The sequence below is a fragment of the Limimaricola litoreus genome (genome assembly GCF_024159025.1).
GTDB classification, from domain to species: Bacteria; Pseudomonadota; Alphaproteobacteria; order Rhodobacterales; family Rhodobacteraceae; genus Limimaricola; species Limimaricola litoreus.
In genome coordinates, this window is the sequence record NZ_JAMYXC010000231.1 from 1 (window position 1) to 21,171 (window position 21,171).

The 21,171-nt window shown below is 69.5% G+C and carries 22 protein-coding genes and 1 pseudogene; 8 read left to right on the forward strand and 15 right to left on the reverse strand.

Features of this window, described 5'->3' with window-relative positions; all coding sequences use genetic code 11:
• The 3 genes and pseudogenes from NHG85_RS14980 to NHG85_RS14990 all read right to left on the reverse strand — a co-directional run.
• Positions 1-400 (reverse strand): annotated as a pseudogene (locus NHG85_RS14980) (peptidoglycan -binding protein); the annotation flags it as partial.
• Positions 401-403: 3 nt separating this feature from the next.
• A complete protein-coding gene (locus NHG85_RS14985; protein WP_253333775.1) occupies positions 404-1,600 on the reverse strand; it encodes a biopolymer transporter ExbB in 1,197 nt (398 codons plus the stop codon).
• A gap of 106 nt (positions 1,601-1,706) precedes the next feature.
• Complete coding sequence (locus NHG85_RS14990; RefSeq protein WP_253333777.1) at positions 1,707-2,252, reverse strand: gamma-glutamylcyclotransferase; 546 nt, start codon at positions 2,250-2,252, stop codon at positions 1,707-1,709.
• Between the two features lie 63 nt (positions 2,253-2,315).
• Here NHG85_RS14990 and NHG85_RS14995 point away from each other — a divergent pair, with 63 nt between their 5' ends.
• Positions 2,316-3,272: a DUF2125 domain-containing protein gene (locus NHG85_RS14995; protein WP_253333780.1), complete on the forward strand. Its 957-nt coding sequence runs from the start codon at positions 2,316-2,318 to the stop codon at positions 3,270-3,272.
• Here NHG85_RS14995 and NHG85_RS15000 read toward each other — a convergent pair.
• Both NHG85_RS15000 and hisC read right to left on the reverse strand, forming a co-directional pair.
• Positions 3,269-4,204: a prephenate/arogenate dehydrogenase family protein gene (locus NHG85_RS15000; RefSeq protein ID WP_253333781.1), complete on the reverse strand. Its 936-nt coding sequence runs from the start codon at positions 4,202-4,204 to the stop codon at positions 3,269-3,271. The genes NHG85_RS14995 and NHG85_RS15000 overlap by 4 nt on opposite strands.
• A complete protein-coding gene (hisC, locus tag NHG85_RS15005) occupies positions 4,201-5,280 on the reverse strand; it encodes a histidinol-phosphate transaminase (protein ID WP_253333783.1) in 1,080 nt (359 codons plus the stop codon). The genes NHG85_RS15000 and hisC overlap by 4 nt, the downstream gene beginning before the upstream one ends.
• 118 nt (positions 5,281-5,398) lie before the next feature.
• Between hisC and NHG85_RS15010 the strand changes: the two genes are divergently transcribed.
• Positions 5,399-6,211 carry a hypothetical protein gene (locus NHG85_RS15010; protein WP_253333785.1) on the forward strand — a complete coding sequence of 271 codons (813 nt, stop codon included), beginning with the start codon at positions 5,399-5,401 and terminating at the stop codon, positions 6,209-6,211.
• 66 nt (positions 6,212-6,277) lie between these two features.
• Here NHG85_RS15010 and rpsD read toward each other — a convergent pair whose 3' ends face one another.
• From rpsD to NHG85_RS15025, 3 genes are all read right to left on the reverse strand, one after another.
• Positions 6,278-6,898, reverse strand: a complete 621-nt coding sequence (gene rpsD / locus NHG85_RS15015; protein WP_085896156.1) for a 30S ribosomal protein S4 — start codon at positions 6,896-6,898, stop codon at positions 6,278-6,280.
• A gap of 190 nt (positions 6,899-7,088) precedes the next feature.
• The gene (locus NHG85_RS15020; protein ID WP_253333787.1) at positions 7,089-7,979 is read right to left on the reverse strand and encodes a lipid A-modifier LpxR family protein; all 891 of its coding nucleotides are present in this window, start codon (positions 7,977-7,979) and stop codon (positions 7,089-7,091) included.
• Between the two features lie 29 nt (positions 7,980-8,008).
• Complete coding sequence (locus NHG85_RS15025; RefSeq protein ID WP_253333789.1) at positions 8,009-9,199, reverse strand: CaiB/BaiF CoA transferase family protein; 1,191 nt, start codon at positions 9,197-9,199, stop codon at positions 8,009-8,011.
• A gap of 181 nt (positions 9,200-9,380) precedes the next feature.
• On the opposite strand from NHG85_RS15025, the gene NHG85_RS15030 reads away from it, so the two are divergent.
• Positions 9,381-11,021 (forward strand): glycoside hydrolase family 13 protein, encoded by a 1,641-nt coding sequence (locus tag NHG85_RS15030; RefSeq protein ID WP_253333791.1) that lies wholly within the window; start codon positions 9,381-9,383, stop codon positions 11,019-11,021.
• 34 nt (positions 11,022-11,055) lie between these two features.
• On the opposite strand, the gene NHG85_RS15035 is transcribed toward NHG85_RS15030, so the two are convergent.
• Complete coding sequence (locus NHG85_RS15035) at positions 11,056-11,931, reverse strand: DUF2189 domain-containing protein (RefSeq protein WP_253333793.1); 876 nt, start codon at positions 11,929-11,931, stop codon at positions 11,056-11,058.
• A 220-nt stretch (positions 11,932-12,151) separates the two neighbouring features.
• On the opposite strand from NHG85_RS15035, the gene NHG85_RS15040 reads away from it, so the two are divergent.
• The gene (locus NHG85_RS15040) at positions 12,152-12,709 is read left to right on the forward strand and encodes a hypothetical protein (RefSeq protein WP_253333794.1); all 558 of its coding nucleotides are present in this window, start codon (positions 12,152-12,154) and stop codon (positions 12,707-12,709) included.
• Between the two features lie 34 nt (positions 12,710-12,743).
• Here the strand turns inward: NHG85_RS15040 and hemC are convergent, their stop codons facing one another.
• Entirely contained in the window at positions 12,744-13,688 is a 945-nt protein-coding gene (hemC, locus tag NHG85_RS15045; protein ID WP_253333796.1) for a hydroxymethylbilane synthase, read from the reverse strand.
• A gap of 100 nt (positions 13,689-13,788) precedes the next feature.
• Between hemC and hemE the strand changes: the two genes are divergently transcribed.
• Complete coding sequence (gene hemE, locus NHG85_RS15050; RefSeq protein ID WP_253333798.1) at positions 13,789-14,841, forward strand: uroporphyrinogen decarboxylase; 1,053 nt, start codon at positions 13,789-13,791, stop codon at positions 14,839-14,841.
• On the opposite strand, the gene NHG85_RS15055 is transcribed toward hemE, so the two are convergent.
• Complete coding sequence (locus NHG85_RS15055) at positions 14,838-15,515, reverse strand: DUF2270 domain-containing protein (RefSeq protein ID WP_253333800.1); 678 nt, start codon at positions 15,513-15,515, stop codon at positions 14,838-14,840. The genes hemE and NHG85_RS15055 overlap by 4 nt on opposite strands.
• Before the next feature lie 63 nt (positions 15,516-15,578).
• The gene (hemF, locus tag NHG85_RS15060; RefSeq protein ID WP_253333802.1) at positions 15,579-16,472 is read right to left on the reverse strand and encodes an oxygen-dependent coproporphyrinogen oxidase; all 894 of its coding nucleotides are present in this window, start codon (positions 16,470-16,472) and stop codon (positions 15,579-15,581) included.
• Between the two features lie 57 nt (positions 16,473-16,529).
• Between hemF and NHG85_RS15065 the strand changes: the two genes are divergently transcribed.
• A complete protein-coding gene (locus NHG85_RS15065; protein ID WP_253333805.1) occupies positions 16,530-16,958 on the forward strand; it encodes a hypothetical protein in 429 nt (142 codons plus the stop codon).
• Positions 16,959-16,983: 25 nt separating this feature from the next.
• Here NHG85_RS15065 and NHG85_RS15070 read toward each other — a convergent pair whose 3' ends face one another.
• From NHG85_RS15070 to clpS, 3 genes are read right to left on the reverse strand one after another with little or no spacing between them, the layout of a single operon-like run.
• On the reverse strand, positions 16,984-17,787 hold the full coding sequence (locus NHG85_RS15070) for an SDR family NAD(P)-dependent oxidoreductase (RefSeq protein WP_253333806.1): 804 nt from the start codon (positions 17,785-17,787) through the stop codon (positions 16,984-16,986).
• A 25-nt stretch (positions 17,788-17,812) separates the two neighbouring features.
• Positions 17,813-18,805: a class I SAM-dependent methyltransferase gene (locus tag NHG85_RS15075; protein ID WP_253333808.1), complete on the reverse strand. Its 993-nt coding sequence runs from the start codon at positions 18,803-18,805 to the stop codon at positions 17,813-17,815.
• Between the two features lie 43 nt (positions 18,806-18,848).
• Positions 18,849-19,184, reverse strand: coding sequence for an ATP-dependent Clp protease adapter ClpS (gene clpS, locus NHG85_RS15080; protein WP_370363033.1), 336 nt, complete (start codon positions 19,182-19,184; stop codon positions 18,849-18,851).
• A 147-nt stretch (positions 19,185-19,331) separates the two neighbouring features.
• Here clpS and NHG85_RS15085 point away from each other — a divergent pair, with 147 nt between their 5' ends.
• Both NHG85_RS15085 and NHG85_RS15090 read left to right on the forward strand, forming a co-directional pair.
• Positions 19,332-20,033 carry an HAD family hydrolase gene (locus NHG85_RS15085; protein WP_253333810.1) on the forward strand — a complete coding sequence of 234 codons (702 nt, stop codon included), beginning with the start codon at positions 19,332-19,334 and terminating at the stop codon, positions 20,031-20,033.
• A 262-nt stretch (positions 20,034-20,295) separates the two neighbouring features.
• On the forward strand, positions 20,296-21,171 hold an 876-nt coding region (locus tag NHG85_RS15090; RefSeq protein WP_370363032.1), incomplete at its 3' end, for a D-alanyl-D-alanine carboxypeptidase family protein.

Here is a 21,171-nt window from a genome sequence, read left to right on the forward strand (position 1 = left end):
ACGCGATGCGGTCCTCGGCCTCGCCGATCCGGCTGCGCGCGGCGTCGAGCGCACGGTCCTGCGCCGCGCGCTCCTCGGTCAGGCTCTCGATCCGGCCCGCTCGCGCCTCGGCCAGGTCCCGCGCCTCGGCCAGCTGCGCGCCAAGGCTGCCGATCTCGGATTCGAGATCAACGCCGCGCGCGCGCTCCAGCCCCAGCGCGCGGCTGAGCCGCTCGATCTCGCCGCCCAGCGCGTCGAGCTCGTCGGCCTGCCCGGTGATGGTGTCGCGCAGCGCGAACTGCATGACGGTGAAGACCGTCAGCACGAACATCAGCACCAGCAGCAACCCGGTCATCGCATCGACGAAACCGGGCCAGATCGCGGCCTGGAAACGGTTGGAGCTGCGGCGCTTGAGGCCCATGGATCAGCGGTCCGGGCGGTCGCGCATGGCGCGCAGCGTGCCCGAGGCACCGGCCCCGCCGCCCTGGCGCAGCGCCCGGCCCAGGCTGGCAAGATCGACGCGCAGCTCGGCGAGCATGTCCTGCCGCCCGGCCGAGATTTCTTCGAGGATGCGCAGAAGCTGCACGTCCATGTTCCTCAGCCGCATCCGCGTCTCGCTGTCATTGCCGCCCTCGGCGGCGCGGATCAGCGCCTCATGCACCTCGGCCTGCCCCTCGGCGATGCGCTCCAGCGCCGCGCGCTCGGCTTCGGGGTCCATCCGCTCGGCGATCCGCGACAGCGTCTCGGTCAGCCTGTCGATCCGCGCCTCCTGATCGCGGCGGGCCGCCTGCGTCGCGCCGATCGCGGCCCCCAGCCCCTCGAGCTGCGCGCCCAGCTGCTCGACCATCTGCGCCAGCACCCCGGCATCGGCCCCCGCCGCCCCGGGCTGATCCTCACCCGAGGCATAGCCCAGCCGGGTGATGGTCGAGAGCCATTCTTCCAGCTCGCGGTAGAAGCGATTCTGGCCATGGGTGGCAAAGAGCTCCAGGAGCCCGACGACGAGCGAGCCCGCGAGACCCAGAAGCGAGGAGGAAAAGGCCGTGCCCATGCCGCCGAGCTGCGTCTCCAGCCCCGATTGCAGCCGGTCGAACACCGCCGCGCCGCTTTCGCCCTCCTCGGGGCCGAGCGAGCGGATCGTGTCGACCAGCGCCGGCACGGTGGTGGCGAGGCCGTAGAAGGTGCCGAGCAGGCCGAGAAAGATCAGCGTGTTGCTGAGGTAGCGCGTGATCTCGCGCTCCTCGTCGATGCGCTGGGCCACCGATTCGAGGATCGAGCGGGCGCTGTCGGGCGAGATGTGCCGCCGCAGGCCGCGCGAGCGCAGCAGCGTCGCCAATGGTAGCAGGAGCCCCGGCGCGGGGCCCGTGCCCTGCGGATGGCGCGCAAAGGTCTCGATCCAGACGACCGAGCGGATGAGCGCGATCACCTGCCAGAAGCAGGCCAGCACGCCCAGCACGAAGAAGGCCGAGATGGCGCTGTTGAGCCAGGGGTTCGACAGGAAGATGCCGCGCAGCACGCCCCAGCCCAGCACCATGCCCGCCGCGACGAGCCCCAGCGCCAGCAGCATCGACAGGACCTGCCGGACCGGTTGCGAGAATTGCGGTTTCGCCTCTGGCTGCCTCATGCGGGGCGGTGTCCTCGTGGTTGTGACCTGTGAACCATAAGGATCGCGGGGGCGGGAGGCCAATGGGCTTTCTCCGCACCGCGGCGCGCTGTGGCGGCGCCGCCTCTCAACCGCCCGCGTGCAGCGCCTTCACCCGCGCGACCAGCCAATCGAGATCGGGGTCGTGCACGCCCATCTCGGTCAGATGCGCCGCGGTGTTGAACAGGTATTCGTCGTTGGGCCCGCGCCCGCCGACGGCGCCCGCAATGCGGCGCGCCTGCGCCTCGAGATCGAGGGCAACGTATTGCTCGTGCTCGGGGTCAATGACGTAGGTCAGCGCCTCGACCACCCGCCCGTCGGTGAGCGCGAGCGGCTGATGCGTTTCGAGATAGGCCGCCGAGACCAGCTCGCGTTCGCGCAACATGGCGATGACCCTTTCGCGCTCGGCCTCGGGCGCGCGCAGCGCCAGGCCGGTGCAGACGGCACCCGGCGCGCGGTCGAGCGCCAGCACGAGGCCCGGCGTCTCGGGCGAGCCGCGGTGGTGGATCGACGACATGCAAAAGCTGCGGTGCCAGCCGTCGAGGCGGGCCACCACCACCTCTTCTGGCGTGAAACCGGGGTTCCACAAAAGCGATCCGTAGCCGAAAACCCAAAGCGCGGTCTGGTCGGTCATGCTGGTCCTCCTAGCTGGGCCCCTGTAGATACCCGATCCTCAGCGGGCGAAAGGGCCAGATCCATGCGTTTCATCCTCATCTTCGTGGCGCTCGCCGCGCTGGCCTTCGGCGGCTGGTGGGTCTGGGGCAGCCGCGCCGTCGATGCGCGGCTGGCCGAGCTGACCGAAGAGCTGCGCGCCGCGGGTTGGCGCGTCGAGTACCAGACCGACGGCACGGGCGGCTTTCCCTACCGCTTCGATCTCGACCTGCGCGATCTCGAACTGGTCTCGCCCGACGGCACCTTCGGCTGGCAGAGCCCGCGAATGCGGCTCGTGGCGCAAAGCTATCAGCCAGGCCGGCTGATCCTCGCCGCCGACGAGACCCACCGCGTCAGCATTCCCGGGCAGGATCTCGACATCACCGTCACCGGGCCGCGCGCCTCGGGTGCCGTGGAGATCGGCGAGACGCTGCCGGTGACCGAGTTCACCGCCGAGGCCGCCGACCTGCGGATCGTCTCTTCGCTCGGCTGGGAGAGCGGCGTGGAGAGGCTGCTGGCCGCGCTGCGCCCCAATGGCGCCGCGCGCGGCTACGACGCCTATGCGCGGCTCGACGGCGTCGCCCTGCCCGCAAGCTGGGGTCTCGGCACCGCCCTGCCCGCCGAGATCGACCGGGCGGTGATCGACGCCGATCTCACCTTCGGCACGCCGCTGGCGCTCTCGGGGGCGCCCGCGACGCTCGAACAGGTCGCGGTCGACAGCCTCGCCGTCGAGTGGGACGCGGTCTCGGTTGAGGGCGATGGCACGCTCTCGGTCGATGCGCAGGGCTTCCCGGTGGGAGAGCTGGTGCTGCGGATCACCGGCTGGGAGCTGCTGCTCGACCTCGCCGCCCGGGCGGGCGTGCCGATTGCAGAGTCCTCGCTGTTGCGCGGGGCGCTGGGCGGCATGGCCGATGACGGCGTGCTCACCGCGCCGATCGGCTTTGCCGACGGCCAGATGCGGCTGGGCTTCATCCCGCTGGGAGAGGCGCCCCGGCTGCGCTAACCCTCCTTGCGCGCGGAGGCGGCGCCGCGTCCGAAATCCGGGGCGGCGGTGTCCTGCCCCGCCTCGATGATGCCGCGGCGGATCGCGCGGGTGCGGGTGAAATAGTCGTGCAGGTGATCGCCGTCGCCGGTGCGGATCGCGCGTTGCAGGGCGAACAGCTCCTCGGTGAAGCGGCCGAGGATCTCCAGCGTCGCTTCCTTGTTGGTGAGGAATACGTCGCGCCACATGGTCGGGTCCGAGGCCGCGATGCGGGTGAAGTCGCGAAAACCTGCGGCGGAATACTTGATGACCTCGCTGTCGGTCACCCGGCGCAGGTCGTCGGCGACGCCCACCATGGTGTAGGCGATGAGGTGCGGCGTATGGCTCGTCACCGCCAATACGAGGTCGTGGTGATCGGCGTCCATCACGTCGACATGCGCGCCCATCCCCTCCCACAGCGCCGAAAGCCGGGCGGTGGCGGCCGCGTCGCTGTTCTCGACCGGCACGATCAGGCACCAGCGGTTGTCGAACAGCTCGGCAAAGCCCGCGCGCGGCCCCGAATGCTCGGTTCCCGCCAAAGGGTGGGCGGGGATGAAATGCACGCCCTCGGGGATGTGGGGGGCCACCGCCTCGATCACCGCCCTCTTGACCGATCCCACGTCCGAGACGGTGGCGCCGGGCTTCAGCACCGGCGCGATCTCGCGCGCCACGGCCTCCATCGCGCCCACGGGCACGCAAAGCACGACGAGATCGGCGCCGTCGGCCGCCTCGGCCGCCGTGTCGCAGACCCGGTCGACGAGGCCGATCTCGGCCGCCGTCTCGCGCGTCGCGGCCGAACGGGCATGGCCGGTGATCTCGCCCGCGAGATTTGCGCGCCGCATCGCATGGGCCATGGAGGAGGCGATGAGCCCCAGACCGATCAGCGCCACGCGGCCATAGATGGGCGCGCTCATGCCGCGCCCCTGAAGCGGGCGATGGCGTCGATCACGCGCTTGCAGCCCGGCTCGTCGCCCACGGTGATGCGGAGCCCCTCGGGAAAGCCGTAGCCGCCGACCCGGCGCACGAGGATGCCCTCCTCGCGCAGCGCCGCGTCGCAGGCCGCGGCCTCGGCCTCATCCGCAAAGCGCGCCAGCACGTAGTTGGCATGGCTCTCGTCGCAGGCGATGCCGAGCGCCAGGAGCCGTTCGCGCATCCAGACACGCAGCCGCGCATTCTCGGCGCGGCAATGCTCGGTGAAGCCGGTGTCGCGGATCGCGGCCTCGGCCACGGCGAGCTGCGTGTTCGACAGGTTGAAGGGCTGGCGCACGCGGTTGAGGACATCGACGATCTCGCGCGGGGCGTAGCCCCAGCCGATCCTGAGCCCGCCAAGCCCGTGGATCTTGGAGAAGGTGCGCGTCATCACCACGTTGCCCCGCGCCTCGACCAAGGAGGCCCCGCCGTCATAGCCTTCGGCGAACTCCACATAGGCGCCGTCGAGCACGAGGATCACCTGATCGGGGATCGCATCGGCCAGCCGCGCGATCTCCGAGAGCGGGATCATCGTGCCGGTCGGATTGCCGGGGTTGGTGAGGTAGATGATGCGGGTGGCTTCGGTGCAGGCGGCGAGGATCGCGTCGACATCGACGCGGCGTTCGCGCTCGGCCACCTCGATGGGCGTCGCCCCGGCGGCGCGGGCGAGGATCGGGTACATTGCAAAGCCGTGCTCGGTGTGGATCACCTCGTCGCCCGGGCCGGCGTAGCATTGGGCGATGAACTGCAGCACCTCGTCGGAGCCCACGCCGCAGATGATGCGATCGGCATCGAGATCGTGGACACGGGCGATGGCGGCGCGCAGCTCGGCGTGATCGGTCGAGGGGTAGCGGTGCAGCGTCGCGGCGGAGCGCTGCAGCGCGGAAAGCGCCTGCGGTGAGGGGCCGTAGGGGTTCTCGTTGGACGAGAGCTTCAGCGGGCTCGCATGACCCTCCAGCTTGCTCTGCCCGCCCACGTAAAGGGCGATGTCCATGATGCCGGGCTGCGGGGTGATGCTCATTCTCTGCGCTCCTGTCGACGCGGCCTGCATAGCCGTGGGCGGGCGCGGTTTCCAGCGGCAAGCGCGCATCGCGTCCCGGCCCCTCGCCCATCGGGCCATCGCCCCTATGTCATGCCGCATGGAAGAACCTCTGCACCTTGCCCTCGGCCTCGCGATTCTCACCATCGTCTCGCTGGATTTCCTGCTCGCCACCATCGGGGCGGCGCCGCGGGTGATCCTGTCGGACAGGATCGCGCGCGGGGTCTTCGCGCTCCTGCGCCAAGCGACCAAGCACCGCCCGGCCCGGATGCTGGCCCGGATCAGCGGGGTGATCGTGATGTGCACCGTCGCCACCTTCTGGATCCTGGGCACCGCACTGGGCTGGACCCATGTGTTTCTCTCCGCGCCGCGCAAGGCGGTGATCCTGACGCAATCGGCCGCGGAGGCCGGGTTCTGGGACGCGGCCGCCCATGCCGGTCACCTGCTTTCGACGCTGGGCGGCGCGATCACCCGGCCCGGCAACACCTTCTGGAACGCGACCGAGGTGGCGGCGGCGGTCAACGGCATGGTGGTGCTGACGCTGGCGGTAAGCTTCATCCTCTCGACCGTGCAGACGGTGCAGCAGGGGCGCACCTTTGCCGCGCTGCTGCACAGCTTGCCCGAGGGGGCCGACGTGACGCAGCTCTTCGACCGGCTGGCCGAGGTGGTGGCGGGGCTGAACTCGGCTCCCTTCGCGCTCTATTACAGCCACGGCTGGCCGCAGCGGCGGCTGCCCGAGGCTTTGGTGCGGATGGCGCGCGAGGCGATGGCGCAGGGCCCCGAGGCCGAGCGGCGGTTTTGGGACCTGATCATGGACCTGCCGCAGCTCGACCTGCCCGAGGGCTCGGCCGCGCGCTTTGCCGCGCTGGGCGACTGGGCTGGAAAGCGCAGGCTGGGGCGGCTCGAAGCCTGAACGGGGCAAAGAAAAGGGCCGCGCGGTCTCCCGCGCGGCCCCGATGCCCCTCGATCCGTTTTCGGATCAGTTCTTGGCGTAGAATTCGACGACGAGGTTGGGCTCCATCATCACCGGGTAGGGCACGTCGCCCAGCGCCGGGGTGCGCACGAAGGTCGCGGTCATCTTGGAGTGGTCCACCTCAAGGTAGTCCGGCGTGTCGCGCTCGGGCAGCTGGACGGCTTCCAGAACCACGGCGAGCTGCTTGGACTTGTCGCGGACGGCGATGACGTCGCCTTCCTTGACGCGGTAGGAGGGGATGTTCACGCGCTTGCCGTTCACGGTCACGTGGCCGTGGTTCACGAACTGGCGGGCGGCGAAGACGGTCGGCACGAACTTGGCGCGGTACACGACGGCGTCGAGGCGGCGCTCGAGCAGGCCGATCAGGTTCTCACCGGTGTCGCCCTTGACGCGCTCTGCTTCGCCGTAGATGCGGCGGAACTGCTTTTCGGTCAGGTCGCCGTAGTAGCCCTTGAGCTTCTGCTTGGCGCGCAGCTGGATGCCGAAATCCGACAGCTTCTGCTTGCGACGCTGGCCGTGCTGGCCGGGGCCGTATTCGCGGCGGTTCACCGGGGACTTCGGACGGCCCCAGATGTTTTCGCCCATGCGGCGGTCGATCTTGTACTTGGCAGAGGTGCGTTTGGTCACTCTCTGATCTCCTTCTGTCGGCCCCTTGGGGGACCATGTGTCGAAGGGCGTTGTCCTCTGGGACGGCATGCGCCGCCTCCCGACAGGGATCCCCTCGCGGGGTCCGCCAACACCAATGAAAGACCCGGGACACGAGGCCCCGGGACGGGCGGCTTATACAGCCCGGCGGGCCGGAGTCAACCGCCCCGCCCTAGTGGCCGAATTCGAGCTTCAGCGCGCCCAGCACCTGACTGTCATACTGGCCGTCGAACTCCTCCGACAGCCATGTCAGCCCGTAGAACAGCCGCACTTCGGGGCCCGACTGCCAGTGCAGGCCGATCCGGGCGCGGCGGCGGTCGCGCGCCTCGCGCCCGGGCAGGAAGACGCTGTCCTCCACCCAGGCCGCATCGGCCCCCACGGTGAGCGCGAGGCCGGTCGCCTCCGCCTCGATGCCGCGGTAGGGCTGGCCGGTCACCGGATCGCGTAGCCACAGGTCGGTGTGGCCGATCCCGCCCCAGATCGCGTCGACCCCGGCGCGCAGCATCTCCTCCGCCCCGGCTTCGGCGGCGAGGAAGGGGCGCAGCGTCAGCCGCGCCATTGGCCGCAGCGGCAGCGCCGCCTCATGGCGCAGCTGCAGCTGCAGCGCGTCGTCCAACTGCCGCTCCGTCCCGCGCGGCTCATCGAAGCCCATGACCTCATGCGCGCGCTCCTGGAAGGCCGAGAGCTTGGTCGAGGGGCCGATGGCGATGATCTCGCCCCCCGTCGCGGTCTCGACAGGGCCGAACGACTGGTGCAGGAAGGCGCCGCCCGCCAGCAGCCCGACATAGGGCCGGTCGTCGCGCCCGTCCCGGGTGCGGGCGGGGGCGATGATCTCGGTGCGAAACCGCAGCTCGACCAGCGCATCGGGCAGCGCGGGCGGCGCGCCGTCCCAGCCCGCCCCCGAGACATGGCTCAGCGCGAAGGAGCCCGAGCGCCAGCGGTCGTGGCCGTCGCCCATGTAGTCGTTGGAAAAAATCCGCCCCCAGCCCAGCGTCTCGGCCAAAGCGGGGGCCGCAAGTGCGGGGAACAAGCCGAGAAACAGGCCGAGGGTCAGGGCGCGCATCGCGGCTCTCCGAAATGGGGTCTTTCGATCTAGCCCTCGCTTCGCGCCGCGCGCCAGCCTTGCCATTCGGAATCCTCGCCGGGCGTGCCTTGCGCGTCATGCTCGCCCAAACGCGGCGCGCGGCGGTCGAGCGCGAGCGGGCTGTCGGAAAACCGCATCGGGCTGCGCAGGCCGGGCACGCCCTGGGGATCGATGCGCAGGCCCCGCGCGATGACCTGCGGATCGTCGAAGACCTGATCGACGCGGTTGATCGGCCCGGCGGGCACGGTCGCGGCCTCGAGCGCCGCCAGCACCGCGTCGCGGCCCCAGGCGGCGAAGGCCGTGCCCAGCGCCCCGGTCAGCGCCGCGCGGTTGGCCACGCGCGCGCCGTTGGTGGCAAAGCGCGGATCGTCGGGCAATTCGGGCAGACCTAGCACGCCGCAGGCGCGGGCGAACTGCCCGTCATTGCCCACGGCGAGGATCAGGTCGCCGTCCGAGGCGGAAAACACCTGGTAGGGCGCGATGTTGGGATGGGCGTTGCCCAGACGGCGCGGCGCCACGCCGGTGGCGAGGAAATTCATCGCCTGGTTGGCCAGCACGCCGGTGGCGCAATCCATCAGCGCCATGTCGATATGCTGGCCCCGTCCCGTCGTCTCCCGCGCGGCGAGCGCCGCCTGGATCGCGATGACCGAATAGAGCCCGGTGAAGATGTCGGTGAAGGCGACGCCGATCTTCTGCGGCTGGCCCTCCGGGTCGCCGGTCAGATCCATGATCCCCGACATGCCCTGGATGAGGAAATCGTAGCCTGCGCGGTTCGCATAGGGCCCGTCCTGCCCGAAGCCGGTGATCGAACAATAGACCAGCCTCGGGTTCTCCTCCTTGAGGCTGTCGTAATCGAGCCCGTATCTGGCCAGCCCGCCAACCTTGAAGTTCTCGATCACCACGTCGGCGCCCTTGATCAGCGCGCGGGTCAGCGCCAGCCCCTCGGGCGTGCGGAAATCGGCGGTGACGCTCTTCTTGCCGCGGTTGCAGCCGTGGAAATAGGCGGCCGAGCGGTCGCCCTCGACCTCGATCCAAGGCGGGCCCCAGCGGCGGGTGTCGTCGCCCTCGGGCGCCTCGACCTTGATCACCTCGGCGCCCAGATCGGCAAGCACCTGCCCGGCCCATGGCCCCGCGAGGATGCGCGCCAGCTCCACCACCTTCAGCCCCGCCAGCGGCGCCTGCGTCGTTCCCTCGCCCATCACGTCCCTCCCCGATGACTTCGGGCGGCACGCTAGCCCCGCCCCGGCGGGGCCGCAATGCGCACCGCCCGACCCAGGACGGCGATGGTTTCACGTGGAGCGTTCGGGCTCCCTTCGCCGGGGGCTTGCGCCCGGCCCTGCCGGTGACGAGGGTGGATGGGAGCAGCCAAGGACCGCCCCGATGACCGACCCCGCCCCCTGGTGGCAGAGCGCCACCGCCTACCAGATCTACCCGCGCAGCTTTTGCGACAGCGATGGCGACGGGATCGGCGACATTCCCGGCATCATCTCCAAGCTCGACTACCTCGCCGATCTCGGGGTGGGCTTCGTCTGGCTGTCGCCGGTCTATCGCAGCCCGATGGCCGACAATGGCTACGACATCTCGGACTACCGCGACATCGCGCCCGAATTCGGCACGCTCGCCGACATGGACCGGCTGATCGCGGAAGCCAGAGCGCGCGGCATCGGCATCGTCATGGACCTCGTGGTCAATCATTCCTCCGACGAGCACGACTGGTTCCGCGAGGCGCGCAAGAGCCGCGACAACCCCTTGCGCGATTACTACGTCTGGCGCGACCCGGCCCCGGATGGCGGCGCGCCCAACGATCTGCAATCGAACTTCGGCGGCCCGGCCTGGAGCTATGACGAGCGCACGGGGCAGTATTACCTGCACCTCTTCGACCGCAAGCAGCCCGATCTGAACTGGCAGAACCCCGAGCTGCGCCGCGCCATCTACGAGATGATGAACTGGTGGCTCGACCGGGGCGTCGCGGGGTTCCGGATGGATGTGATCGACCTGATCGGCAAGGACCCCGACGCCGGCATCACCGCCGACGGGCCGGATCTGCACCGCTTCATCCGCGAGATGCACGACGCCACGCTGAAAGGCCGCGACGTCGTCACCGTGGGCGAGGCCTGGAGCGCCACCACCGAAGCCGCGCTGAAATACTCGGGTCGGGAGGCGGGCGAGCTGTCGATGGTGTTCCAGTTCGCCCATATCGTGCAGGGCTGGGACGAGGCGCATGGCAAGTGGCGGCCCAAGCCCTTCGATCTCGTCGGCTTCAAGAAGGTGCTGACAAAGTGGCAACTGGCGCTTGCGGAGGACGGCTGGAATTCGCTGTTCTGGAGCAACCACGACCTGCCGCGCGCGGTGTCGAAATACGGCGATGACGGGCGGTTTCGCGTGGTCTCGGCCAAGATGCTCGCCACGGTGATGCACATGATGAAGGGCACGCCCTACATCTACCAGGGCGAGGAGATCGGCATGACCAACATCCGCTTCACCGACATCAGCCAGTTCCGCGACATCGAGACGCTGAACTTTCACCGCATCCAGACCGCCGCCGGCGTCACGCCGGGAGATTTTCTCGCCGGCGCCAACTCCAACGGCCGCGACAATGCGCGCACGCCGATGCAATGGGACGCGGGACCTCAGGCCGGATTCACCACCGGCGAGCCATGGATCGAGGTGAACCCCAACCATGCGACGATCAACGTCGCCGCCGACCACGCCGATCCGGACGGCATCATTGCCCATTACCGCGAGCTGGCGCGGCTCCGGCGCGAGCTGGCGGTGATGCGGCACGGGGATTTCACCCCCTATCTCGAAGATCACCCCAAGCTCATGGCTTATGCCCGCCGCCTCGGCGGGGCGCAAATCTCGGTGCTGGCCAACTTCACCGGGGAGGAGGTGACGGTCGAGGTGCCCGAGGGCCTCGCCATTTCGGGGCGGGCGATCAGCGCCAACCACCCGGGGCGCGAGGCGCTCGAAGGCGAGGTCACGCTGCGCCCCTTCGAGGCGGTGGCGATCCTCGGGGCCTGAGCGGCGCTGGCCCCGTGGCCCGCGCCCGCCCCTGTCAGGCCGCTTCGACCGCGCGGCGATAGAGATGCCAGGTCGCGTGGCCCAGCACCGGCAGGACGAAGATCAGCCCGATCATCAGCGTCGCCATGCCGAGGCCAAGGCCGATGGCCACGATCGCGCCCCAGATCGCGATGGTGCGCGGGTTCTCGCGCGCCAGCCGGACCGAGGCCCGCACCGCGCGGCGCACGCCGACGTGCCGGTCGAGCAGCAGCGGAAAGGAGATCACCCCGATCGCCAGCACCGCGACCGCGAGCACGAAGCCCACGCCGGTGCCCACGGCGATCATCGCCCAGCCCGGCGCCGTGGTCAGCGTGTCGGAGACGAAAGCCCCGATCGACACCGGCGGCTCGGGGCCGAGCGTGACGGCGTAGATGATCCAGGCCGCCAGCATCCAGGCCACGAAGATCCCGAGCAGGGCGAGGCCCAGGGTCAGGATCGCCACGGCCGAGGGCGCCTCGATCACCTTGAAGGCTGCGGCCCAGCTCGGACGTTCGCCCGCCTCGCGCCTGCGGCTCATCTCGTAGAGCCCGACCGCGGCCACCGGCCCCAACAGCGCGAAGCCGGTGATCAGCGGCACCAGCAGCGGCAGCAGCGCCTCGTTCATGGCGAAGCGGATCAGCAGCAGTCCGGCCAGCGGGTAGACGACGCAAAGAAAGATCACGTCGGAGCGGAATGCCTTGAAATCCTCGATGCCCGCGCGCAACGCCGCGCGCAGGTCGCGCGTGCCGATCTCGCGCAGCACGATCGGCGCGGTATCGCGCCCGACCGTTTCGCGCGCGCCCTCGCCCAGGTGATGCGTCCCCGTGCCGACGACGCGCCCCGCCCAGCTGAGCGGATTGCCGATGGTCCTGTCGGTCGCAGTCTTGCCCATGGTGCCGTCCTCCCTGATCGCAATGGGACGGCCCCGCCAGAACCGGACGCGCCGCGGCGGGGTCGTCCGGATGGGGCCATGCTAGCACGATTTTCCGGCCATGGCTGTCACCGCCGCGTGTCCGATCGTTACAACGCGTCGCGCAGTCGTGAGGCGACGTGACCCCGCGGTGGCCCCTGCTGCGCGTAGGCTGAAGTCATAGACATTCAGGGAGGTAACGATGGCGATCAAGTTTGGGATCACGGCAGCGGCGGTGCTCGGCCTTGCCGGCGCGGTGGTGGCGCAGGATGCGCCGATGTTCGGCGGCGAGGAGGACCAGGCCTATGCCGACAAGCTCTGGCAAGCGATGGTCGAGCAGAACCTCGCGGGCGATGGCGCGATCATGTCGTTCCCCTATCCGGGCACCGACCCGCACGGGATGATGCTCGAGACCTTCTATTCCAGCGCCACGATCGACGGCCACGAGGGCGCGCTGGTGGTCAAGCGCAACTACGGCCCCGAGGGGGTGACGGTGGACGAGGTGCTGGGCGCGCCCGGCGAGCATCTGGGCGCGGTGACGGTGATGTTCATGCGCGAGGCGGGATATGACGAGGAGACGGGCAACTGGTTCTACGCCAAGTACCTGCCCGACGGCTCGCTCGATCAGAACCCCGGCGGCATGTCGCTGGCCGGTCTGGTGGGCAAGAACGCCGAGGCCGGCTGCATTGCCTGCCACCAGAACGCGGGCGACAACTACCTCTTCACCACCGATGCCGACATGAGCATGTCGATGGAGTGAACCGGAGGCCGCGCGCCACGGCGCGCGGCGTCTCTCAGAGCGTGAAGAAGCCGGGCCCCGCGATGCGGCGCAGCGCCTCGCCCAGTTCGCGGCCCAAGCCCGCGCCGTCGGCGATGGCGCAATCGCCCGCCTCCGACAGCACCTCCGTGCCGTCGGGGCGCAGGATCTCGCCGCGAAAGCGCAAGCGCCCGCCCGACAGCTCCGCCAGCCCCGCGATCGGCGTCTGGCAGGAACCGTCGAGCGCCGCGAGAAAGGCGCGCTCGGCCGCGAGCCGCTGCGCCGTCGCCTCGTGGTGGATCGGCTCCAGAAGCGCCGCCACGCGGCTGTCGCCCGCACGCCGCTCGATGCCGATCGCGCCCTGGGCGATGGCGGGCAGCATCTCGTCCTCGCCGATGGCCGTCGCCGGCACCTCGCCGATCATGCGCAGCCGGTTCAGCCCCGCCATGGCAAGAAAGGTCGCCTCGGCCACCTCATCGCCGAGCTTCCTGAGCCGGGTCTGGACGTTGCCGCGAAACTCGACCACGCGCAGGTCGGGCCGCCGGGCGAGGATCTGCGACTTGCGGCGCAGGCTCGAGGTGCCGACGGTGGCGCCCTCGGGCAGGTCGGGGATCGCGGCGTGCTTGAGGCTGACGAAGGCATCGCGCGGGTCCTCGCGCTCCAGATAGCCATCGAGCACCAGCCCCTCGGGCTGCGCGACCGGCATGTCCTTCATCGAATGCACCGCGATGTCGATGCTTTCATCAAGCAGCGCGTCCTCGATCTCCTTGGTGAACAGCCCCTTGCCGCCGATCTGGCTCAGCGGGCGGTCGATCACCCTGTCGCCGGTGGTGCGGATGATCACCACCTCGAAGGCCTCGGACGGCAGGTCCCAGGCCCGGCCCAGAAGCGCGCGGGTCTCGTTGGCCTGCGCCAGCGCCAGCGGCGAGCCGCGGGTGCCGATGCGAAGCGGTTGGGCGGGGGTGGGAAGAGCATGGGTCATGCCCCCGTCTCTACGCGCGGGCCGCGCGCGCGGCAACCGCGACAGCCCGCCGCGCCCCCGCCCGGCTTGACTTTGCGCGCCCGGAGCGGGACGAGGATGCATGAGCATTGCCCCCACCCCCCCGTCGAAGCTTCTGCTGCGCGCCCTCGCCGGCGAGACCCTGCCCGTGCCGCCGATCTGGATGATGCGGCAGGCCGGGCGTTACCTGCCGGAATACCGCGCGACGCGGGCCAAGGCGGGCGATTTCCTGTCGCTGTGCTACAATCCCGATCTCGCCGCCGAGGTGACGCTGCAGCCGATCCGCCGCTACGGCTTCGATGCCTCGATCCTGTTTGCCGACATCCTGCTGGTGCCGCAGGCGCTGGGCCTCGATCTGTGGTTCGTCACCGGCGAGGGGCCGCGCCTGTCGCCGGTCACGGAAAAGGGCGGCGTCGCCGCCCTGAAGCCCGCCGATGCAATCCACGAGCATCTCGCCCCGGTCTACGAGACGGTGAAGATCCTCGCGCGCGAGCTGCCCTCGGAGACGACGCTGATCGGTTTCGCCGGAGCGCCGTGGACCGTGGCCACCTACATGATCGCCGGGCGCGGCACGCCCGACCAGGGCCCGGCCCATGCGCTCAAAGACGAGAACCGGCCTGAGTTCGAGGCGTTGATCGAGCGGATCACGCAAGCGACGATCGAATATCTTTCCGCGCAGGTCGCCGCCGGGGCCGAGGTGGTCAAGCTCTTCGACAGCTGGGCCGGATCGCTCAGGGGCGACGACCTCGACCGCTACTCCATAGCGCCCATGGCGCGGATCACCCGAGAGCTGAAGGCGCGCCACCCCGGCCTGCCGGTCATCGCCTTTCCGCGCGGCGCGGGCGAACGCTTTGCCGATGCCGCGCGCGCCATCGGGGCGGACTGCATCGCCATCGACGACGCGGTGAGCCCCGAATGGGCGGCCGAGCATGTGCAACCCATCGCCTGCGTGCAGGGCAACCTTGCCAGCCGGCACATGGTGACCGGCGGGCAGGCGCTGATCGACGAGACCCGGCGCATCCGCGATGCCTTTTCGAAAGGCCCGCATGTGTTCAACCTCGGCCACGGCATCACACCCGATGCCGACCCCGAGAACGTGGCGCTGATGATCGAGACGCTGCGCGAGGCGCGCTAACCCATGCCGGAGGGGCGCTGGGTCGACCCCCAGCGTCGCCGGTCGTGGTGCCAGCTCTGCAGCGCCCAGCCGGACCAAGCGAGGACGTAAAAGGCCCCCGCCGCCAGCACGATCAGCCCCGGCACCGGACCGATGTCGGCGCGGTCCACGAACATCTCGAGATTCTCGACCGGCGTCGGATGCACGATCAGCTTGCCGATATAGGCCGCCGCCTGAATCAGCAGGATCCACAGGTAATTGCGCCTGATGCGCCGCCCGACCGAGACCCGGAACGAGACGTGGTAGCGCGGCACCCAGTAATCCTCGGCCAGCTCGCGCTGCCAGCCCTCCCCGAGCCGCAGATTGCCGTCCTGCAGCATCGGCGCGTAGAAATGCGTCTCCATCCAGCGGCAGCGCGCGCGCCAGACGTTGAAGTAGCGGTAGCGCCGCGCCTCCAGCATCAGGAAGAACAGGATCAGGATGCCGACGAGCACGAGCGGCAGCGGCGAGGCCTCGCGCGAGGCGAAGGCGATCGACAGCGCGATGCCCAGCGTCACCACCGCCCAGTTGGTGGTGGTGTCGAGCCGGGTGCGCCAGATGGTCGAGCGGTAGACCTCGCCACGCCACAGATGCGCCAGCGCGCCGATCTCGGCCGAGCTCATCTCGCGCCGCGCGTCGCTCTCGTGTCTCACCATGCCGCGATCCTCCCCGCGCCCATCTGACACGGGCGCGGGCGAGCGGTCAAAGCCCTTGGAAGATCAGGCCCATTTCGCCAGCGGCGGCAGGCTCATCAGCACGGCGTCGGGGTCGTGCCCGGTGGCCAGCCCGAACTTGGTGCCGCGGTCATAGACGAGATTGTACTCGGCATAGAGCCCGCGGTGGCGCAGCTGCGCGTCCTTGTCCGCCTCGTCCCATGCCATGCCGCGCCGTTTTTCCGCCAACGGCAGCCATGCGGGCAGGAAGGCGCGGCCGATGTCCTGCGTCAGGGCGAAATCGGCGCGCCAGTCGCCCGTGCAGCGATCGTCCATGAAAACGCCGCCGACGCCGCGGGCGCGCTTGCGGTGCGGGATGTAGAAATACTCGTCGGCCCAGGCCTTGAGGCTCGGGTAAAGATCGGCCCCGTGCGGGTCGAGATGGGCCTTCAGCGTATCGTGGAAATGCGCCGTGTCCTCGGCGTATTCGATGCAGGGGTTGAGGTCCGCGCCGCCGCCGAACCACCAAGCACCCGGCGTCCAGAACATCCGCGTGTTCATGTGCACCGCCGGGGCGTGCGGGTTCTGCATATGCGCAACGAGGCTGATGCCCGCGGCCCAGAAGCGCGGGTCCTCTTCGATCCCCGGCACGCCGCGCGCGGCCATCGAGGCCTGCGCCGCCTGCCCCAGCGTGCCGTAAACGGTCGAGACGTTGACGCCGACCTTCTCGAACACCCGGCCGTCGCGCATCACGCACATGCGCCCGCCGCCCGCATCCTCGCCATCATCCCCGGTGCGCTTCGTGGGCGTCACCTCGAAGCGGCCCGGCGCGCGATCCGACATCGGCCCCTGCGTCTGGCTTTGCTCCAGCGCCACGAAGGCGGCGGTGATCTCGTCTTGCAGGCTGCGAAACCAGCCCGCCGCCTCGTCCTTCTCGACCGTCATGATGTCCGAGGTCATGCGCGCCCCCTGCTATTGAATATCGCGCCGGTCTAGCATCCTCTCGGACGGCCCGCCATGCGACCCGCTGGCCCGACCGAATCGACCGGAGATCTGCCGATGCGCCCCGCCTTGATGCTCGTTTTGCCCCTTGCCCTCGCCGCCTGCGCGACCCCGCGCGAAAGCTGCCTCTCCTCGGTCGGGCGCGAGGGCCGCGTGCTCGACGCGCTGATCGCCCAGACCCGCGGCAACGTCACGCGCGGCTACGCCATCGAGGAGCGCGAAGAGCTGCGCACCACCCGCCAACTCTGCCGCTACCGCACCGATGAGGGCGTGGTCGCGCGGCGCTTTTGTGATCGCACGGTGGCCGAGGAGGTGCGCGTGCCGGTGACGATCGACATCGAGGAAGAGAAGGTGAAGCTCGACCAGCTGCTGGCACGGCGCGAGGCGCAGGCGCGGGGTGAGGCGGCGGCGCGGGCGCAATGCGTCGCGCGCTATCCGCAATAGGCCCGCGAAGTGACCTGCGGGGGCGCTAATGCGCCGCCACGTGGGAGGGGTCGATCAGGCTGCGTCCGCCATCGACGGTGATCACCTGCCCCGTGACGAAGGCCGAAGCGTCGGAGGCGAGGTATTGCACCGCGTCCGACACCTCACCCGCGCCGGCGATCCGGCCCAGCGGCGTACATTGCAGGATCGCCTCGCGCATCTCGTCATGCTCCGAGAGCGATTGCTTGAGCGAGGCGCTCATCACCGAGCCGAAGGCCACGGCATTGACCCGGATCCGCTTGGGCGCCAGCGCCACCGCCATCGAGCGGGTCATCTGGTCGAGTGCCGCGCAGCTGACCGAATAGGCCAGAAGCTGAGGATGGGTCAGCCGCGCCGCGATCGAGCTGAGATTGATGATCGAGCCCAAAGGCGCGTCGCTGTCGGGATCGGCCTGCTTGATCATTCGCTTGGCCGCCGCGCGGCTGAGCCGCAGCGCCGACATAAGGTTCTGATCCAGCAGCCGCTCGACCGAATCGTCCTCCGCGTCGAAGGGGTCGGACATGCGCACCTGACGCGCGGCGTTGACGAGGATGTCGATCCGGTCGAAGGCGTCGATGGTGAAGGACAGAAGGTTGGTGATGGTCAGCCGCTCGCGCAGGTCGCCCGCGAAATGGCGCACCGGCCCGTCGGCCTCGCGCAGCACGCTGGTTTCGCGCTCGAGCGCGGCCTCGTCGCGGTCGACGAAGACCACGTTGGCCCCCGCCTCGACCATGGCGCGAGCGATGGCGAGGCCGACGCCATGCGCCGCCCCGGTCACGATCGCGGTCTTGCCGGCGATGGAAAAGCTCATGACGATCTCCTGTGGAGGGAACGTGTCAGCGGGGTTTCTTGTCGGTGGGTTTCGCGGGCCGGGCCGCGTGGAACAGCTTGAAGGCGCCGTCGCCGCCGATCTCCTCGACATGGCGGAAGCTTTCGCGCAGCGCGGCTTCGTAGGGCAGGTGCCGGTTGGCGACCATCCAAAGCTGCCCCGAGGGCGCGAGCATCCGCGCCGCCGTGGTGATGAAGGCACGGCCAAGGGCCGGATCGGCGGCGCGGCCGACGTGGAACGGCGGGTTCGACACGATGCCGTCATAGAGGTGATCGGGCTTGAACCGCGTCGCATCGGCCCAGTGGAAGGCCGCGCGCGGATCGGTGACATTGCGGCGCGCGCACTCAATCGCCAGCGCCTCGGCTTCGATCAGATCGAGGGATTTCACGCCCTCGCGTTCGAGCACGGCGCGCGCGAGATAGCCCCAGCCCGCGCCGAGATCTGCCATGCGCGAGGGCAGCTTCTTGGGCAGCGCCGCGGCCAGAAGCTGCGAGCCGCGATCGGGGCCGTCCGAGGAGAAGGCCCCCCATTGGGTGACGAAGCCGCCCTCGACCTCGGCGGGTGCGGGCGCCTCCCAATCCGACAGGTCGACCCTGTCGGAGGCGAACCAGAACAGCCGCCCATGCGCGCGGGTCACGCAAGGCAGGTCGTTCACGCGGGTGCGCATCTCGCGCCACAAGCTGTCGACGCCGTCGGTCTTCTGCCCGTCGACGATCACCATCGGCGCGAGGGCCGCGGCCTGCGCCACCATGGCGCGGGCCAGCGGCTTGGAGCGCGGCAGGAACACGACCACGGCGCTGGCGGGCGCGGGCTCGACCACGGTCCAGCCCTGCGCCTCCCAGGCGTCGATGTCGGGGCGAAAGCCATGCGCGATGCGGGTGCGGTCCTTGGGCAGGGCCGAGATGTCGGTGCCGGCGGCGGGGCGAAGGGCCACGATCGCGCCCTCGGGCAGAACGAGCGCGCCGCTCTCGATGGCGGTGGTCAGACGGGCATCGGCCATGGGCACTCCGAAGGCAGGGGATCAGACAAGGGCATCGCGGCCCCTATTCCCTTTCCATCGTGCATTGCAACGGGTGCTGGTGCCGCTGGGCGAAATCCATCACCTGCGCCACCTTGGTCTCGGCGATCTCGTAGGAGAACACGCCGACCACGGCGAGCCCCTTCTTGTGCACGGTGAGCATGATCTCGAAGGCCTGCGCGTGGCTCAGCCCGAAGAACCGCTCCAATACATGCACGACGAATTCCATCGGCGTGTAGTCGTCGTTGAGAATCAGGACCTTGTAGAGCGGAGGCCGCTTGGTCTTGGGGCGGGTCTCGACCTTGATGCCGGTCAGGTCGTCGCCCTCGCCGTCATCCCGGCCCGCCATCCGCACCGCCATCCGCGTCGTCATGCCTTGCATCGTCATCCGCTCTCCGGCCTTCACGGCATCTGCCTTCGGGTTACGTTGCCAATCTCGCTTGCGCTTCGTTATATATGCGCCCGCGCCCCGGTGAAAAGCCCGTGCGCCGAGCAGGAGTGTTCCCCGATGCCGCACCGCTGGACCATAGGCTTCGATGCCGATGACACGCTGTGGCACAACGAGCGCTTCTTCCGCTCCACCCAGTCGCGTTTCGTCGAGCTTTTGCGCGAACATGCGGGCGAGGATCACCTGCGCGAGCGGCTGCTCGCCGCCGAGCGGCGCAACCTGGGGCGTTACGGCTTCGGGGTGAAGGGATTCGTGCTGTCGATGATCGAGACGGCGATCGAGGTCAGCGAGGCGCGCGTGCCCGCCAGCGCGATCGGCGAGATCATGGCGCTGGGTCGCGAGATGCTCGCCCATCCGATCGAGCTTCTGCCCGGCGTCCGAGAGGCGATCGGAGAGCTGAGCGAGCGGGCGCGGCTGGTGCTGATCACCAAGGGCGACCTGCTCGATCAGGAACGCAAGCTGGCCCAGTCGGGGCTGGGCGAGGCCTTCGAGGCGGTGGAGATCGTCTCGGACAAGACCGCGCCGGTCTATGCCTCGATCTTCGCGCGCCATGCGATCCGGCCGGAGCGCGCGGTGATGGTCGGCAATTCCCTGAAATCCGACGTGATCCCGGTGATCGAGGCGGGCGGCTGGGGCGTGTACGTGCCCTCCGAAACGGTCTGGGAGCTCGAACAGGCCGAGGCGCCCGAGGCGCATCCGCGGTTTCGCCAGATCGCGACCCTTGCCGTCTTGCCCGCCATGGTTGCAGAACTGGGGGCCTGAGGGGGCACCGAGGCCCCTTGCCTGCGCCTTTCACGTCACACCTTCATGATCGTGGCAAGGCGCTAGGGCCCTGTCGGGGCTGTGATCCTTTCGTATAGGGCGAGTCGTCGGGCTCATCTTCGGGCGATGCTTCAAGACTGCAGTCAAAGCGATTGGAAACAATCCTATTTTCGTGACGTCACGTTCGTGCTACGCTTTTTGATATAAATTGAGGTGGCCGCGACACGACGGTCACCCGCGAGGCAAGATAAAGGGCAATCACGTGAGCAGTCGTCTGTTGCGGACGGCCCGTTTGGGGCTGTTTCTGATCACCACCCTCTCGGCGGGTATCACCATCGCCACCGGCGTGCAGGCCGCGCCCTACGCGGCGATGGTCGTGGACGCCAAGACCGGGGCCGTCATCCACGAGGAAAACGCCGACACGCGGCTGCATCCCGCCTCCCTGACCAAGATGATGACGCTCTACATCGCCTTCCAGGCGATCCAGCGCGGCGAGATCGGCCTTGATTCGGTGATCACCATTCCTTCGGCCGCCGCCGCCCAGCCGCCCTCCAAGCTCGGGCTGCGCACCGGCCAGAAGATCAAGTTCCGCTACCTGCTGCGCGCGGCGGCCGTGAAATCGGCCAACGACGCCGCCACTGCGATCGGCTTTGCCATCTCGGGCAGCGAAGAGGCCTTTGCCAAGCGGATGAACGCCACCGCCCAGGCGATGGGGATGCGCAACACCACCTTCGTCAACCAGCACGGGCTCACCCACCCCAACCACCTGTCGAGCGCGCGCGACATGACGGTGCTGGGCCGGCACATGATCTACGACTTCCCGCAGTATTATAACCTGTTCTCGCGCCGCACCGCCGACGCCGGGATCAAGCAGGTCAACAACACCAACCGCCGCTTCCTCGCCGCCTACGAGGGCGCGGACGGCATCAAGACCGGCTTCACCAACGCCGCGGGCTACAACCTCGTGGCCTCGGCCAAGCGCGGCGACCGCCGGATCATCGCCACCGTCTTCGGCGGCACCTCGACCGCGAACCGCAACGCGCGGGTGATGAAGCTGCTCGACCAGGGCTTTGCCAGCCCGGCGGGCAAGCCCGCCACCGGCCGGGCGCCCGCGCTCGTCGCCGCCGCCCCGGCGCTC